Origin of the sequence: Nocardia nepalensis, from assembly GCF_048910785.1 — a bacterium.
In the GTDB taxonomy this organism is placed as follows: Bacteria; Actinomycetota; Actinomycetes; order Mycobacteriales; family Mycobacteriaceae; genus Nocardia; species Nocardia nepalensis.
Genome location: NZ_JBKBET010000003.1, coordinates 229,638 through 246,103, shown reverse-complemented (window position 1 = coordinate 246,103; position 16,466 = coordinate 229,638). Strand labels below are relative to the sequence as shown.

The window sequence follows — 16,466 nt, the reverse complement described above, 5'->3', positions numbered from 1 at the left end:
GACACCGCCGTTCGGCAGCTTCTATTCGGACTGGATCGCACCGAGCGATACCAACGGCCGCAGACCATGCGCGCCTGGGAAACATTCCTGGTCCAGCTTCTGCACTGGGCATTGCCCTACCTCGGCGCTTCAACCCCTACGGCAACGGCGTCTTCGGACTGTCCATGGGCGGCGCCGCGGCGCTCACGCTCGCGGCCTACCACCCGGGCGCATACCGCCACGCCGGTTCGTATGCTGCGGGATCTGAGCTCGGCCCCGGGTGAGCGATTCCCGACTCCCTAGTGACCCCCTAATCTTTGTCCGAAATTCCCGTTCCGACACGACATCTCCGCACGAACGCGCTAAGGTCACCGCACGATCACAGCTTGTGAACGGGCGGAATTCGGCCACTCGATTACCCCGGTCTTGCTAAGACTTCGCACGTCGAATAACCTCCAGCGAGCGCAAGTGTGACCAGATCGTTGTAGCGCCGTCTCTTGTGCCGGAATGTCGGGTACCGGTTCGCATGTGACGCGCGTCTCGTTGGCAGCACGGGTGTTGCCCGGCCCTCGCGGGCTACGGGCGGCACCACAACAGCAGAAAGAGAGCAGGATTCATGCGTTTCGGCAGGGCGGCCGCGCCGAAGAGAACCAAGTCGGGACGGCGAGACAACCCTCGCGGTTGGCGTAGTCGAATTCTGGGTGTCGGTGCCGCTGCGCTAGCGCTGCCGATCGCCGCAGGCATGACGGGCCCGACCGTCGCCATGGCCGCACCGGTCCACGGCCCCGCATTGCGGACGCCGTCGGGCGGCTTCGAGGACCTGATGGTCCCCTCGGTGATGGGTCCGATCAAGGTCCAGGTGCAGTGGGCGGCGCGCGGCGGCGACGCGGCGGTGTATCTGCTCGACGGGCTGCGTGCTCGCGACGACCGCAATGCGTGGTCGTTCGAGACCAACGCCCTCGACCAGTTCAAGAACGACAACATCTCGTTGATCATGCCGGTCGGCGGTCAGTCGAGCTTCTACGCCGACTGGTACGCACCGAGCAACACCAACGGCCAGAAGACCACCTACAAGTGGGAGACCTTCCTGACCAAGGAACTCCCCGACTTCCTCCAGGGCTACGGTGTTTCACGCACCAACAACGCCGTGGTCGGCCTGTCCATGGGTGGTTCGGCCGCGCTGGCGCTGGCCGCCTACCACCGCGACCAGTTCAAGTACGCCGCCTCCTACTCGGGCTACCTGAACATCTCCGCGCCGGGCATGCGTGAGGCGATCCGCGTCGCGATGCTGGACGCGGGCCGCTACAACGTCGACTCGATGGCCGCGCCGTGGAGCTCGCAGTGGCTGCGGATGGACCCGTTCGTCTTCGCCCCGCAGCTGAAGGGTCTGCCGATGTACATCTCGGCGGCCAGCGGTCTGCCGGGCCAGTACGACAAGCCGAATTCCGCTGTCGGTTACTTCAACACCGCCAACGGCATGGCGCTGGAAGCGCTCTCGCTGGTGAACACCCGCGCGTTCCAGTCCCGCCTGGCCTCGCTCGGCATTCCGGCGCAGTTCGACTTCCCGGCCGCGGGTACGCACTCGTGGAAGTACTGGGAGGCCGAGCTGTGGAACTCCCACAACGGCATCCTCGACGCCACCGGCGGCTGGTGATCCAGGGATAGACGCCGAACCGGCGCCGTCTGCTTCCGACTCGGAAGCGGCGGCGCCGGTCCGTTTTTTCGGGGTACCCGTTGCGTTTCGGATCCACTGAATCAGACAGTGCGCTTTGCCGTCCGCGTGTCCTACCCGGAAGCGGGAGTGAACGGGGGTAGGAAACTCATGTGGCAGCAGTTGCATTCGGCAGCGGGGGGCGTAGGCGGCGTGACGGACGTGCGGCCCGCCGGGTCGCGCTGCTCGCCACCGCCGTGGTGATTCCGCTCGCCTCAGGTCTTTCCCCGATTAGCGCACCCGCAAACGCCCAGCCCGCCGCCGCATCGGCCGCGGTCGCGACGGTGCAGCAGGTGGTGTGGCTCACCGATCGGCGGGTCGCGCTGTGGATCAATTCGCCATCGATGGCCGCGCCCGTCCAGGTGCAGCTGCTACTGGCCCGGGACTGGAATACCCGCCCGGACGCCAGATTCCCGGCCTTGTTCATGCTCGATGGGCTGCGCGCCACCGACGATGAGAGCGGCTGGACGCACGAGGCGGGCGCGGTGGATTTCTACGCCGATAAGAACGTCACGGTGGTGCTGCCGGTCGGCGGTCAGTCCAGCTTCTATTCCGACTGGCTGCAGCCGAACAACGGTCACAACTACAAATGGGAAACCTTCCTGACCAAGGAACTTCCACCGCTGCTCGAGAGTCAGTGGCGGACCACGGATATCCGTGGCATGGAAGGCATTTCGATGGGCGGCACGGCCGCGATGTTCCTGGCCGGACGCAATCCGAACTTCGTGAAATACGCGGCGTCCTACTCCGGTGTGTTGACCACGACGACGCTCGGCATGCCGCAGGCGATCCAGTTCGCCATGCGCGATGCGGGCGGATTCGATTCGGCCGCCATGTGGGGGCCGCCGGGCGGCCCGGAATGGGACAACCACGACCCCTACGCGCTGGCGGACAAGCTCAAGGGCGTCAGCCTCTACATCTCCAGCGGCAATGGCTCGACCGGTCCGTTCGACCAGGCCAGCGGAATTCCCGGGGTCAGCACCAACTACGCGGGCATGGGGTTGGAGATCCTCTCCCGGCTCACCTCGCAGAATTTCGTGGCCAAACTGGGCAAGCTATCCATCCCGGCCCAGGTGAACTACCGTCCCTCCGGCACCCATTCGTGGCCGTACTGGGACTTCGAAATGCGCCAGTCCTGGCCGCAGGCCGCCGCGGCGCTCGGCGTCGATCCCAACAAACCGGCGTGCCAGACCGACGGCGCGATCGGCGCGGTCGCGGGCGGCAGCAGTTGGCTCGGCGAATGCGTCACCGGGGAGTATCAGGTGGCCGGCGGTACGGCACAGGACTTCAAGGGCGGCCGGGTCTTCTATTCGCAGGCGGGCGGCGCGCACCCGGTCGGGGGCATGATCGGCGGCGGTTACCAGGCGGCGCTGGGGCCGGGTGGTCCGCTCGGGCTGCCGACCGGCGACGAGCTCGGGCTGCCGGACGGCCGCGGCCGCATGCAGACCTTCCAGAACGGAACGCTCTACTGGACCCCGCGGACCGGCGCCCAGGTGGTGCGCGGCGCGATCCTCGACGAATGGGGCAGGCAGGGCTTCGAGCGCGGTCCGGCCGGATATCCCACCGCACCGGAGGTCAAGACCCCCAATAAGGACGGTGCGGTCCAGTCCTTCGAAAACGGCCCGTTCTACTACAGCGCCAAGACCGGCGTGCACCGGGTGCAGGGGATGATCCTGGGCAAGTACGCCGAATTGGGTTACGAGAACAGTCAACTCGGCTTCCCCGTCGCTGAGGAGGCCCCGCTGAAAGATTTCGGCCGCTTCAGCAAGTTCGAGGGCGGAAATATCTACTGGAGCCCGCTCTCGGGCGCATGGCCGGTGCGTTCGGGCCCGATCATGGATATGTGGTCGGTGGTCGGCTATGAGAACGGCAGGCTCGGGTATCCGATCAGTGACGAGTTCGCCATTCCGGGCGGCACCCAGCAGAATTTCCAGACCGGCTTCATCACCGTGCGCGATGGCAAACCCGAAGTCCACGGAATTTGATTCCAAACGGTCTGTTTTCTGACAAAACCGCAGCCGCCGACCCTTGTGAATGACCTGCGAGCAGTCGCTAGTGGTGGCTTTCCTCTAGCCTGGGTGGCGACCCGACCCCTTAGCGAACAGATCGAGGACACGAATTCATGCATCGGACCCGTGGAAAGGTTATCGGCGTAGTCGTGGGGATCGCCGCTACCGGCTTGCTCGCTGCCTGTGGCAATAACGATTCGACGGCGTCGAACACGCCGACGCTGTCCCACACCACGACGGCAACGTCGCCGACCACCGCCTCGACCGGCGCCGGGGCGACCGGACAGCCGTCGCAGGCTAGCGAGCCCGCCCAGACGCCCGCTGATACGGCGACGCCCGAGCGCCCGCAGCCCGTGCCGACCAACGCCGTCCCGAGCGAGGACACCTCCAAGCTCAGCGATAAGGACAAGAAGTTCCTGGACGCGCTGAAGGCCGCCGGGGTGAGCACCTCGTCGCCGGATATCGCGCTGAGCATCGGCGCCTACGTCTGCCAGGGCGTCGCGGCGAACGCCTCCGATCAGGATCTGATGACCTTCGTCTCGGCGATGGCCGGTTCGGACCCGTCCTTCGATCCGGCGAAGATGCCGGTGGAAAAGGCCGGAAGGATCTACATCGATACGGCTAAGGCGACGTACTGCCAGTGAGTGTGCGTCGCGGTTCGGCGTCCCGCCGGTCCGGTAAACCGGCGGGGTGTCTGCTCTTCATCGGGCTGGTCGTGCTCGTCGTCATCATCGCGGTGGTGCTGTGGTTCGTGCTCGCCGGCCGACTGCGCGCGCCCAAGCCCGGCCCGAAGCCGCCGCCGGCACCGCCGACCTCGCAACCGGCGTGGTGTCCCGATGTGCAGATGATCTCGGTGCCCGGGACCTGGGAATCCAATAGCAACGACGATCCGCACAATCCGACGGCGAATCCGATCTCGCTGATGCTCAACATTTCCGGGCCGGTATCGCAGCAGTTCCCGCAGGGGCGGCTGGATGTCTACACCGTTCCGTACGTCGCACAGTTCTCCAACCCGGTCGCGTTCCCGCCGGACGGCCAGCAGTCCTATAACAACAGCCGCTCCGAGGGCTGGCAGCGCGCGGTCGACATGATGTCGAGCCGGTATCACGACTGTCCGCTGACCACCTATGTGCTCGCCGGGTTCTCCCAGGGCGCGGTGATCGCGGGCGATATCGCCAGCCAGATCGGCGCGGGCAAGGGGCCGGTGCCCGCGGACAAGGTGCTCGGCGTGATGCTGATCGCCGACGGCCGCCGCACCGGTGACAACGGACCGGGCCAGGCCATCCAGATCGGCACGGCGCCCGCGGGTGTCGGCGCGGAAGTCGCGCTCAACGGGCTGAAGGTTCCGGGGATCACGATGACCGGTGCGCGCGCGGGTGGGTTCGGTTCGATCGCCGACCGCACCTACACCATCTGCGCGCCGGGCGACATGATCTGCGATTCGCCGCGAGATGCGTTGAGCCCCCTGAACATCGTGGGCAGCGTGCTCACCCTGGTGCGCGCGGTGGGCAACCCGGTGCACAGTCTGTACAACGGCTACGTGGTCGACGGCGATGGCACGACCGCGACGCAGTGGACGGTGAACTGGGCCAATGGGTTGATCGAAGGTGCGCCGCATCCGGCGCATACTTGACCGCCTCCCCGGGCCTTCTGCCGGTCGCCGGGAGCCTCGACAGTGCCGTCGCGGACCGGCGGTCGAGTGCGAGGGGGCGGCTGGGCGTACCCGACGAGTTACCCATGTGCGCACGAAATCAGTGGTTTTGTTGGTGACCGGTCACATGAAACCCGTTCAATCGGGGTGACAGACATGCAAGCCTCGGCAATCACTCACCACAACGCTGTAAAGTGCGCCTGATGATCGCGACGCAGGCCACTTGTGCCCCCAGAAGCGTGGGCACCAGTGGCCAGCCGTCGCGCCCACATTTCCTTACAGCCAGGAGCATGAGTTCATGACAGAAGCCGCACCGGCCACAACGGCGAGCCGTGAAGCGGATGCTGAGTTGACCGCGCTGGGTACTCCGCTGCGATCGTTCCGCTTCGCGGCGGCGGGCGAGGGAAATAAGCAAGAGGGCGGGGCCCGCAAGTTCATCCAGACGGCGCAGCAGGCCGAGGAGTACGGCTTCGACACCTTCGTCGTGCCGGATCACCTGGGTGACCAGATCGGCCCGATCGCCGCGCTCGGCGCGCTGACCCAGGCCACCGAGCGGATCCGGCTGGGAACCTCGGTGCTGGCCAACGGCTTCCGGCATCCGGTCGTGCTGGCCAAGGATCTCGCCACCATCGATGTGCTGTCCAAGGGCCGCCTCGAGGTGGGCATCGGCGCTGGCTGGAAGCAGGACGAATTCCTCGCCGCCGGCCTGCCGTACGAGTCGCCGGGCGTGCGGCTCGCGAAGTTGGACGAGACGCTGAGCATCCTCGATGTGCTGCTGCGTGGTCAGGAGTGCACCTTCGAGGGCAAGTACTACCAGGTGCACGGCGTCAAGGGCACGCCACGGCCGCGCCAGGGTCCGCGCCCGCCGATCTGTACCGGCGGCGGCGGACCGAAGATGCTGCGCCTGGCCGCCAAGCACGCCGACATCATCTCGGTCGTTCCGGTCACCACCAAGAACGGCAAGGGTCTGCTCTCCGGCATCACCTTGGAGAAGACCATCGAGAAGGTGAACCTGATCAAGGAAGCGGCCGGTGATCGCTTCGCCGATATCGAGCTGAACTGGGCCATCACCGCGATCGTCATTACCGACGATCGGGAGAAGACCGCCGAGATGGCGCTATCGGCGATCGATCGCGGCCTGCACCCGGACCTCGAGGTGGACGTCAAGCTGTCGGTCGAGGACATCCTCGCCTCCCCATATGTGGCGATCGGCACATTCGAGGAGATCGCCGAACAGATCCGTCAGGTGCGACAACTCACATCGATGTCCTACGTCGGTGTTTTCCCCACCCAGATGGACGCGTTCGCGCCCGTGATTCCGCTGCTGCGGGGAGAGTGACCCGGTCTTCTCTGTAACATGACTCTGGTTTGAGAACATCTAGCCGATAGCGGTCTACCGCGCAGACCGCAATAAAATCTGCAGGCTGGCTCTTGCATGTAGAGCACCCGCGGGCGATAGCGAGTCGGGGCCTCACAGGTAACAGCGGCGTTGTCGCCGTCTTGCTGCGTGTGCCTCGGAGGAGATGAAGGAATGGAAGAGACTTTCGACGATTACCTGGATGAGACCGGGAACATCCGTATTCCCGATGATCACACCCTGGTAGACCACGTCGAGAAGCACACCCGCAACGACGCGAATACGCTCGCGTACCGCTACATCGATTACTCGCGTGAGCGTGATGGCGAGGCGCAGGAGCTGACGTGGCGTGAGTTCGGTATTCGGCTGCGCGCGGTGGCCGCTCGACTGCAGCAGGTGACCAACCCGGGTGACCGAGTCGCGATCCTGGCCCCGCAGGGCCTGGATTACGTGATTTCCTTCTTCGCCGCGATCTACGCGGGCGCCATCTCGGTGCCGCTGTTCGACCCGGACGAGCCGGGCCACACCGACCGCCTGCACGCGGTGCTCGGCGACTGTGAACCCTCGGCCATTCTGACCGCGAGCTCCTCCGCGGCCGGTGTGCGCCAGTTCTTCCGCTCGCTGCCCGCCGCCCAGCGTCCGCGCATCATCGCGGTGGACGCGATCCCGGACAGCGTCGGCGAGGGCTGGGTGCGTCCCGATATCGCCATCGATGACATCGCCTACCTGCAGTACACCTCGGGCTCCACCCGCGTCCCGGCCGGTGTCGAGATCACCCACCGGGCGGTCGGCACCAATCTGCTGCAGATGGTCGACGCGATCAACCTGGACTGGAACTCGCGCGGTGTCACCTGGCTGCCGCTGTTCCACGATATGGGCCTGCTCACGGTGATCCTGCCCGCCGTCGGCGGCAAGTACATCACCATCATGTCGCCGAGCGCGTTCGTGCGCCGTCCGTACCGCTGGATCAAGGAACTGGCCGCCCACAACGACGGCGCCGGAACCTTCGCCGCCGCACCGAACTTCGCATTCGAGCACGCCGCCGCGCGTGGTCTGCCGAAGAACGGCGAATCGCTGGATCTGTCGAATGTCATCGGTCTGATCAACGGCAGCGAGCCGGTGACCACCTCGTCGATGAAGAAGTTCAACGACGCGTTCGCCCCGTACGGCCTGCCCAAGACCGCGATCAAGCCCTGCTACGGCATGGCCGAGGCGACCCTGTTCGTCTCCGCGACCAAGGCCGAGGACGAGGCCAAGGTCGTCTATGTCGACCGCCACGAGCTCAACGCGGGTCGCATGGTCAAGGTCGACCGGGGCGCCGAGAACGCCATCGCGCAGGTCTCCTGCGGTTATGTGGCGCTGTCGCAGTGGGCGACCATCGTCGACCCGGAGACCGTCGATTCCGACGGCGGCGGGCACGAACTGGCCGACGGCCAGGTCGGCGAGATCTGGCTGCACGGCAACAATATGGGCATCGGCTACTGGGGTCGCCCGGACGAGACCGCCGCGACCTTCCACAACAAGGTCGCCCATCGCCTGGCCGAGGGCAGCCACGCCGAGGGCACCGCACTCGATTCGAACTGGATGCGCACCGGCGACTACGGCGTCTACTTCGAAGGCGAGCTGTACATCACGGGGCGGGTGAAGGACCTCGTGATCGTCGACGGCCGCAACCACTACCCCCAGGACCTCGAGTTCTCCGCGCAGGAGGCCTCGAAGGCGCTGCGGCCGGGCTTCGTCGCCGCGTTCTCGGTGCCCGCCAACCAGCTGCCCGCCGAGGTATTCGAACAGGGCAGCCATTCGGGCCTGAGCTTCGACGCCGACGACGCCTCCGAACAGCTCGTCATCGTGGGTGAGCGCGGGCCGGGCGCCGGTAAGGCCGATCCGCTGCCGATCGCCGACGCGGTGCGCGCCGCGGTGTCCCAGCGCCACGGTGTGACCGTGCGCGACGTGCTCTTGGTACCCGCCGGGTCGATTCCACGGACCTCCAGCGGCAAGATCGCTCGACGCGCCTGCAAGACTGCTTATCTGGAGGGCACGCTGCGGGGCGGTTACACCCAGCAGGCTTTCCCCGATGCACCGGAAGAGTAATTGTCAGAGGGTGGCGCCGTAGTGGTGCTTGCAGGTCGCTCGAAACGATCAGCAGCGGCTGCTCGCCGGCCGATTCACGAGAATCGGCCGGATCGTCGACGCGCGGCGGGCCCTTCCCACACCAGGCGTCGATTCACGGCGCGCCCGGTACGCAGACAGGTAGCTTGAGGAATTGATGGCTGACAACGAGGGCACGCCCAACCAGACGACCGAGATCGTGCTCGCCGAGACGGACGCGATCGATACCGCGAAACCCGCCGCGACGACGGATATGTCCGTCGCGGAGCTGCGAGAGTGGCTGCGGCGCTGGGTCTCCGACGCGACCGGTCAACCGATCGAGCAGATCACCGTGGACCGGCCGATGGAGGAGTTCGGGCTGGCCTCGCGCGATGCCATCGCCCTCGGCGGTGATATCGAAGAGCTGACCGGTGTGGTGCTGACGGCGACGATCGTCTACCAGCATCCGACCATCGCTTCGCTGGCCGAGGTCGTCATCAATGGTGAGCCGGAGTTGCCGGAGGAGTCGGGTGACGACTCGTTCTACACGGCCGGGTACCAGCCGGGCGAGGCGCACGATATCGCGATCGTCGGCCTGTCCACGCGGCTGCCCGGCGCGGGCGATACCCCCGAGTCGACCTGGGAATTCCTGATCAACCGCGGCGACGCGATCCGGGAGCGGCCTGAGGGGCGGTGGGACGAGTTCACCAGTGAGCCCGCGGTCGCCGCGGCGGTCGCCGAGGGCAATACCCTGGGTGGCTACCTCGACCAAGAGGTCGTCAAGGGCTTCGACGCCGAGTTCTTCGCGATGTCGCCGATCGAGGTCGAACGGGTCGATCCGCAGCAGCGCTTGGCGATGGAGTTGACCTGGGAAGCGTTGGAGCACGCCAGGATCCCGGCGAGTGAGCTCAAGGGTGAGCCGGTCGGTGTGTTCATCGGTTCGTCCAGCAATGAATTCCAGCTGATCGCCGCGCTCGGGCTGGGCACGCCCGATCCTTCTGTGCCCGCCTCGGCCGAGGCGTACGCCATCATGGGCAGCGTTTCCGCCATCATCCCCAACCGGGTGTCCTACTTCTTCGACTTCCGCGGCCCCTCGGTCTCGATCGATACCGCCTGCTCGTCCACGATGGTCGCGGTGCACCAGGCGGTGCGCTCGCTGCGCGACGGCGATGCGAATCTGGCGCTGGCCGGCGGCGTGAATATGCTGCTCTCGCCGATGGCGACGCTCGGCTTCGACCGCAATGGCGGTGTCGCCAAAAACGGCCGGATCAAGGCGTTCTCGTCCGATGCCGACGGTATGGTCCGCTCCGAGGGTGGCGGCATGGTCGTGCTCAAGCGGCTCGCCGACGCCGAGCGCGACGGCGACAAGATCTACGCGGTGATCAAGGGTTCCGCGATCAACAATGACGGCCGATCCAACGGTCTGCTCGCGCCCAACCCGGACGCGCAGGCCGATGTGCTGCGTCGGGCCTACCGGGACGCGGGTATCGCGCCGTCGACGGTCGACTACATCGAGGCGCACGGCACCGGAACCCCGATCGGCGACCCGATCGAGGCCGATGCGCTCGGCCGGGTGGTCGGCCGGGGTCGCGATGACGATAAGCCCGCGCTGCTCGGTTCGGCCAAGTCCAACTTCGGTCACTTGGAGTCCGGCGCGGGTGCGGCCAGCCTGGCCAAGGTGATCATGGCGTTCCAGCACAATGTGCTGCCGCCGAGCATCAACTACGTCGGTCCGAATGCGTACATCCCGTTCGACCAGGCGCATCTGAAGGTCGTAACCGAGCCGACGGAGTTCCCCCGCTACAGCGGCACCGCGACGGTCGGTGTTTCCGGCTTCGGTTTCGGTGGTGCCAACGCGCACCTCGTGCTGCAGGAGTATGTGCCCGCCGCAGCGCTGGTAGCCGCTGAGCCGGTGGCCGTCGAGCCGGTGGCCGCGCAGGTCGACGAAGAGTCGACCGATGTGATCGAGGAAGCCACCGAGATCGTCGAGGCCGCCGAAGTCGTCGCGGCCGAGCCCGAATGGTCGACCGAGCGGGCAGAGCCGCTGCCGGTGATCATCGCGGTATCGGCATACCTGCCCTCGCGCCGTCGGCGTGCCGCCGCGGATCTGGCCGACTGGCTGGAATCCGATGCGGGTCGCGATGTTCCGCTGGCGGATGTGGCTCGGTCGACGGCCAAGCGCAGTCACGCGCGTTCGCGCGGTGTGGTGCTGGCCAAGACGCATGAGGAGGCCGTCGCCGGTCTGCGCGCCATCGCGGCGGGCAAGCCCGGGCCCGGTGTATTCACCGCGGACGCCCCCGCCGCCAATGGCCCGATCTGGGTGCTGTCCGGATTCGGCGCACAGCACCGCAAGATGGGTAAGCAGCTCTACCTGGAGAATTCGATCTTCCGCAAGGCCGTCGATGAGGTCGACGAGCTGGTGCAGGACGAGGCCGGGTATTCGGTGCGCGAGATGATCCTGGACGACGCCCAGGATTACAGCGTCGGCACCTCGCAGGTCGGCATCTTCACCATTCAGATCGGTCTGGCCGCACTGCTGCGCGCGCACGGTGCGGAACCCGATGCCGTCGTTGGTCATTCGATGGGTGAAGTGGCCGGAGCCTATATTTCCGGTGGCCTCGTACTCGAGGACGCGGTGCGCGTGATCTGCGCCCGCTCGCGCCTTATGGGCGAGGGCGAGGCGATGATCAGCGATGACGACGTGCGCAATATGGCGCTGGTCGAGCTGAGCGCCGCCGATGTCGAGGCGATGCTGGTCGACTATCCGGACGTGGAGTGCGCGGTGTACGCGGCGCCGACCAATACCGTGATCGGCGGCCCGCAGGACCAGGTCGCGGCGATCGTGGCGAAGGTCGAGCAGGCGGGCAAGTTCGCCCGCGTGCTGCAGACCCGCGGCGCCGGGCACACCTCGCAGATGGATCCGCTGCTGGGTGAGTTGGCGGCGGAGTTGGCCGGTATCGAGCCGACCAAGCTGCGGACGGGCCTGTACTCGACCGTCAACAAGGAACAGTTCTACCGTCCCGGCAGCGATCCGGTGCACGACGAGGACTACTGGGTCAAGAACATGCGCCACGCGGTGTACTTCACCAATGCGGTGAAGCTCGCGGTGGATACCGGCCACACCACGTTCCTGGAGCTGGCGCCGAATTCCGTTGCGCTGATGCAGGTTCTGGGCACCACGTTCGCGGCCGGTGTGCACGATGCGCAGCTCATCCCGACGCTCAAGCGCAAGGAAGACGAGTCGGCGGGCGTAATCGCCGCGCTGGCCCAGCTCTACGTGCACGGACATCGCGTCGATCTGTCATCGCTGCTGCCCGCCGGCGCGTACGCCGATATTCCGCGTACCGCCTTCCTGCGCAAGCAGTACTGGCCGAAGGCGAAGATGGCCAGCGGCAGCGGCAATGCCCGCGTGCCGGGTGCGCACGTCGCGCTGCCGGACGGTCGGCACGTGTGGGAGGTGCAGGCCTCGGCCGTCACCGATCTCGCGGTGCTGGTGCAAACCGCTGCGGCACAGGTGCTCAGCGATGTCGCGCTCGGCGCTTCGGTCCCGCATGCGGTGCTGCCGGCCACCGGAACGCTGACCACCACGCTGACGCCACATCTCGGTGGCGCGTCGGTGCAGGTGCATGCCCGCGAGGGTGCGAGCTTCCAGTTGCTGTTCGAGGCCGTCGTCACGTCGAGCGCGCCGCTGCCCGAACCCGTTGTCGCCGAGACCGTTCCGACTGGCGAGGTCGCGACCACCGGCGAGGCCGATCTGGAGGTCGTCGAAACCTTCGGTGAGCGTTGGGATCCCGAGGGCACTCAGACCCTGGAGGAGCGGCTGGCGCTGATCGTCGCCGAATCGATGGGGTATGCGGTCGAGGATCTGCCGATGGAGATCCCGCTGATGGAGCTCGGTCTCGACTCGCTGATGGCCATGCGCATCAAGAACCGGGTCGAGTACGAATTCGATATTCCGCAGCTGCAGGTCCAGGCCGTGCGCGATGCCAACCTGAACGAGGTCGGCAAGGTGCTGCACTACGCCATCGAGCACCGCGACGAGGTGCAGGCGATGGCCGATAAGCAGGCCGCCGGCGAGGAGATGGCGGTCGACGGCGGATTCATCGCCGCGGCGCGCGCTGCGGTCGCGGCCGGTCAGGACCCGGCGGCCGTGGTGGCGAATGCCGCTGCCGCCGAAGGGGTTTCGCTGGACGCCGAGAACACCTCGGTGGAGGCTTCGGCCGAGGCCATCGTCGCGCAGGCCGAGACCGCCGCGGGTATCACCGGCGCCGCCGCTGGCACCGCCGCACCGGCCCCGGCGTCACCGGAGCAGGTCGCCGCGGTCGAGGCGAACGAAGCCGCGGTCGAGCGCGCCCTGGATGCCGAGGACACCACCGCGGTGGGCAGGGCCGAGGCCGTTGTCGCCGCGGCTCCCGCCGATGCCGCCGCGATCTTCGGTGCTCAGTCCACGGCCGACGAGGACGATGTGCCGCCGCGCGATGCCGCCGAGCGGTTGACCTTCGCGACCTGGGCGATCGTCACCGGTAAGTCGGCGGGTGGCATCTTCAATACCCTGCCGATCCTGGAAGAAGAGGTCGCCGAGAAGCTGGCGACCCGATTGACCGAGCGGGTCAAGGCAGAGGTCACCGTCGACGATGTGCTCGACTGCGAGACCATCGAGCAACTCGCCGATATCGTGCGTGAACTGCAGGACAGCGGTGCCGATGTGGACGGATTCGTGCGTCCGCTGCGGGCGCGGCCGGATGGCTCGAATGCCGTGCCGGTCTTCGTATTCCACCCGTCGGGCGGCAATACGCTGGTCTACGAACCGCTGCTGAAGCGGCTTCCGGCCGACACCCCGATGTACGGTTTCGAGCGCGTCGAGGGCGATATCGTCGAGCGGGCGCGCCAGTACCTGCCCGAACTCCGCAAGATCCAGGGCAACGGTCCCTACGTGCTGTACGGCTGGTCGCTCGGCGCGGTGTTCGCGCTGCAGGTCGCCCAGTTGCTGCGGGCCGAGGGCGCCGATGTGCGCATCGTCGGCCTGATCGACCTGGCCATCCCGACCGAGGGCGAGGACAACAGCCCCGAGGAGCGGTTGCGTCGCATCGAGCGCTACCAGGTGTTCGCGAAGAAGACCTACGGCGTGGAAGGCGAACTGGATCGCGAACAGCTGGAGACGCTGGCCGCGGCCTCGGATGAGGAACAGTTCAAGATGATCAGCGATCTGATCAAGATCAGCGGCACCAAGATTCCGGGCGGTGTGCTCGAACACCAGCGCACCTCGTGGATCGAAGGACGCCACCTTGCCAAGACCACGCCGAGCCACTACGAGGGCGATGTCGTGCTGTACCTGGCGGATCGCTACCACGACGGCATGATCGAGCTGGAGCCTCGCTACGCGGATCGTCGACCGAATGGTGGTTGGGATGAATACATTCCCAACCTCGAGGTTATTCATATCCCGGGTGACCATCTCCAGATCGTCGACGAGCCGCGGATCGGCAAGATCGGAGCCGACCTCACCGCGAAGCTTGCCGTTATTGCCCCGTAGGGGCGCACCTGATGAGAGGGGCCAAGTGAGCACCACGGCCGAGAAACTCGCCGACCTGCGTAAGAAACTGGAGTTAGCGCAGGAACCGGCGGGTGAAGCGGGGGTGGCGAAGCGGGCCAAGAAGGGAATTCCCAGCGCCCGCGAACGGATCAATATGCTGCTCGATCCGGGTACCTTCGTGGAAATCGGTGCACTGGTGCGCAAGCCGGGTGATCCAACGGCGCTGTACGGCGACGGTGTGGTCACCGGGCACGGCATGGTCGAGGGCAGGCCGGTGGCGGTGTTCTCGCACGATCAGACTGTCTACGGCGGTTCGGTCGGTGAGATGTTCGGCCGCAAGGTGGCTCGCATTCTGGAGTACGCGGCCAAAGTCGGCTGCCCGGTGGTCGGCATCAACGATTCTGGTGGCGCGCGCGTGCAGGAGGCCGTGACCTCGCTGGCCTGGTACGCCGAGCTGGGGTCCCGCGCGGAGCCGCTCTCCGGCATGGTGCCGCAGATTTCGATGATTCTCGGCAAGTGTGCTGGCGGCGCGGTGTACGCCCCGATCAATACCGACGTGGTGGTGGCCACCGAAGAGGCCTACATGTTCGTCACCGGCCCCAATGTGATTCGCGAGGTCACCGGTGAGGATGTCAGCCTCGAGGAACTCGGTGGCGCACACAGCCAAGCGCAGTACGGCAACATCCACCACGTCGCTAAGGATGAGAAGACCGCATTCGAATGGGTGCGCAACTATCTGAGCTTCTTGCCGACGAGCTGTCAGGAACGGCCGCCGGTTGTGAATCCCGGTCTCGAGCCGGAGATCACCGAATCGGATCTGGAACTGAATTCGATTGTGCCGGACTCCGATAACGCCGGGTACGACATGAACGAGATCCTGCTGCGCATATTCGACGACGGTGATTTCCACGAGGTCGGCGCCTCGGCCGGGCGCAATGTCATCACCGGATTCGCGCGGGTGGATGGGCGCAGCGTCGGTGTCGTCGCGAATCAGCCGATGGTGTACGCCGGTGCGCTCGATGCCAGGGCCTCGGATAAGGCCGCGCACTTCGTGCGGATGTGCGACGCATTCGAGATTCCGCTCGTATTCGTCGTGGACACACCGGGATTCCTCCCCGGTGTGGAGCAGGAGAAGATCGGCGTGATCAAGCGCGGCGGCCGCTTCCTGTTCTCCTATGTGGAAGCCACCGTGCCCAAGGTGACCGTGGTGATCCGCAAGTCCTATGGCGGCGGCTACGCGGTGATGGGATCTAAACAGCTTGGTGCGGACGTGAATCTGGCCTGGCCGACCGCGCGGATCGCGGTCATGGGCGCGGAGAGCGCGGTCAGTCTGATCGGGCGCAAGCAGATCGAGGCGGCCCCCGAGGACCAGCGCGCCGCGGTGCGCCAGCAAATGATCGACTTCTACAACGCGACCATGGCAACCCCATGGGTCGCCGCCGAGCGCGGCTATATCGACGCCGTTATCGAACCGTCGACCACTCGCCTCGAACTCCGCCGCGCCCTACACCTGTTGCGGGACAAGAAACTCGCCCGTAGCCCCCGTAAACACCACCTGCTCCCACTCTGACCGGAATCGGGCCGCAACCCAATGGGAAGCGGCCCGATTCTGTTCCGTGGCAGTGCGGGTCAGGCGATGGACGCCGACTCGATGACGACGGGGTCGAGCGGCACATCCTGGTGCATACCCGACGAGCCGGTGGGAACCGCGGCGATCTTGTCCACCACCTCGCTGCCCTCGACAACCTTGCCGAAGACCGTGTAGCCCCAGCCCTGCGGGGTGGGCGCGGAGTGGTTCAGGAAGTCGTTGTCGTTGACATTGACGAAGAACTGCGCGGTGGCCGAGTGCGGATCGTTGGTGCGCGCCATCGCGACGGTGAGCCGGTTGTTCTTCAGGCCGTTATTGGCCTCGTTCTGAATCGGGGCCTGGGTGCCCTTCTGCTGCATTTCGGGGGTGAAGCCACCGCCCTGGATCATGAAGCCGGGGATGACGCGGTGGAAGATGGTGCCGTTGTAATGGCCCGCGTTCACGTAACTCACGAAGTTCGCGACGGTGCCAGGTGCCTTCGCCTCGTCGAGCTCCAGCACGATCGGTCCGTAGTTGGTTGCGAGATTCACCTTTGTCATACCCCATACCT

General features: G+C 66.2%; 10 protein-coding genes. 9 read left to right on the top strand and 1 reads right to left on the bottom strand.

All coding sequences use genetic code 11. From position 1 onward, the window contains the following. Nucleotides 1-164 precede the first annotated feature (164 nt). From ACHQ4I_RS01620 to ACHQ4I_RS01580, 9 genes are all read left to right on the top strand, one after another. Nucleotides 165-263 (top strand): hypothetical protein, encoded by a 99-nt coding sequence (locus tag ACHQ4I_RS01620; protein WP_420769835.1) that lies wholly within the window; start codon nt 165-167, stop codon nt 261-263. A 332-nt stretch (nt 264-595) separates the two neighbouring features. Next, the gene (locus ACHQ4I_RS01615) at nt 596-1,633 is read left to right on the top strand and encodes an alpha/beta hydrolase (protein ID WP_420769834.1); all 1,038 of its coding nucleotides are present in this window, start codon (nt 596-598) and stop codon (nt 1,631-1,633) included. Nucleotides 1,634-1,803: 170 nt separating this feature from the next. Beyond that, entirely contained in the window at nt 1,804-3,675 is a 1,872-nt protein-coding gene (locus ACHQ4I_RS01610; protein WP_420769833.1) for an alpha/beta hydrolase-fold protein, read from the top strand. Nucleotides 3,676-3,812: 137 nt separating this feature from the next. After that, nucleotides 3,813-4,343 (top strand): DUF732 domain-containing protein, encoded by a 531-nt coding sequence (locus ACHQ4I_RS01605; protein WP_420769832.1) that lies wholly within the window; start codon nt 3,813-3,815, stop codon nt 4,341-4,343. Continuing rightward, a complete protein-coding gene (locus ACHQ4I_RS01600) occupies nt 4,340-5,332 on the top strand; it encodes a cutinase family protein (RefSeq protein ID WP_420769831.1) in 993 nt (330 codons plus the stop codon). The genes ACHQ4I_RS01605 and ACHQ4I_RS01600 overlap by 4 nt, the downstream gene beginning before the upstream one ends. Nucleotides 5,333-5,648: 316 nt before the next feature. Next, nucleotides 5,649-6,689, top strand: coding sequence for an LLM class F420-dependent oxidoreductase (locus tag ACHQ4I_RS01595; protein ID WP_420769830.1), 1,041 nt, complete (start codon nt 5,649-5,651; stop codon nt 6,687-6,689). Between the two features lie 192 nt (nt 6,690-6,881). Continuing rightward, a complete protein-coding gene (gene fadD32 / locus ACHQ4I_RS01590) occupies nt 6,882-8,798 on the top strand; it encodes a long-chain-fatty-acid--AMP ligase FadD32 (RefSeq protein WP_420769829.1) in 1,917 nt (638 codons plus the stop codon). A gap of 175 nt (nt 8,799-8,973) precedes the next feature. After that, entirely contained in the window at nt 8,974-14,328 is a 5,355-nt protein-coding gene (pks13, locus tag ACHQ4I_RS01585; protein ID WP_420769828.1) for a polyketide synthase Pks13, read from the top strand. Nucleotides 14,329-14,353: 25 nt separating this feature from the next. Beyond that, a complete protein-coding gene (locus ACHQ4I_RS01580) occupies nt 14,354-15,898 on the top strand; it encodes an acyl-CoA carboxylase subunit beta (protein WP_420769827.1) in 1,545 nt (514 codons plus the stop codon). Nucleotides 15,899-15,957: 59 nt separating this feature from the next. Here the strand turns inward: ACHQ4I_RS01580 and ACHQ4I_RS01575 are convergent, their stop codons facing one another. Beyond that, nucleotides 15,958-16,455: a peptidylprolyl isomerase gene (locus ACHQ4I_RS01575; RefSeq protein ID WP_420769826.1), complete on the bottom strand. Its 498-nt coding sequence runs from the start codon at nt 16,453-16,455 to the stop codon at nt 15,958-15,960. Nucleotides 16,456-16,466: the final 11 nt, after the last annotated feature.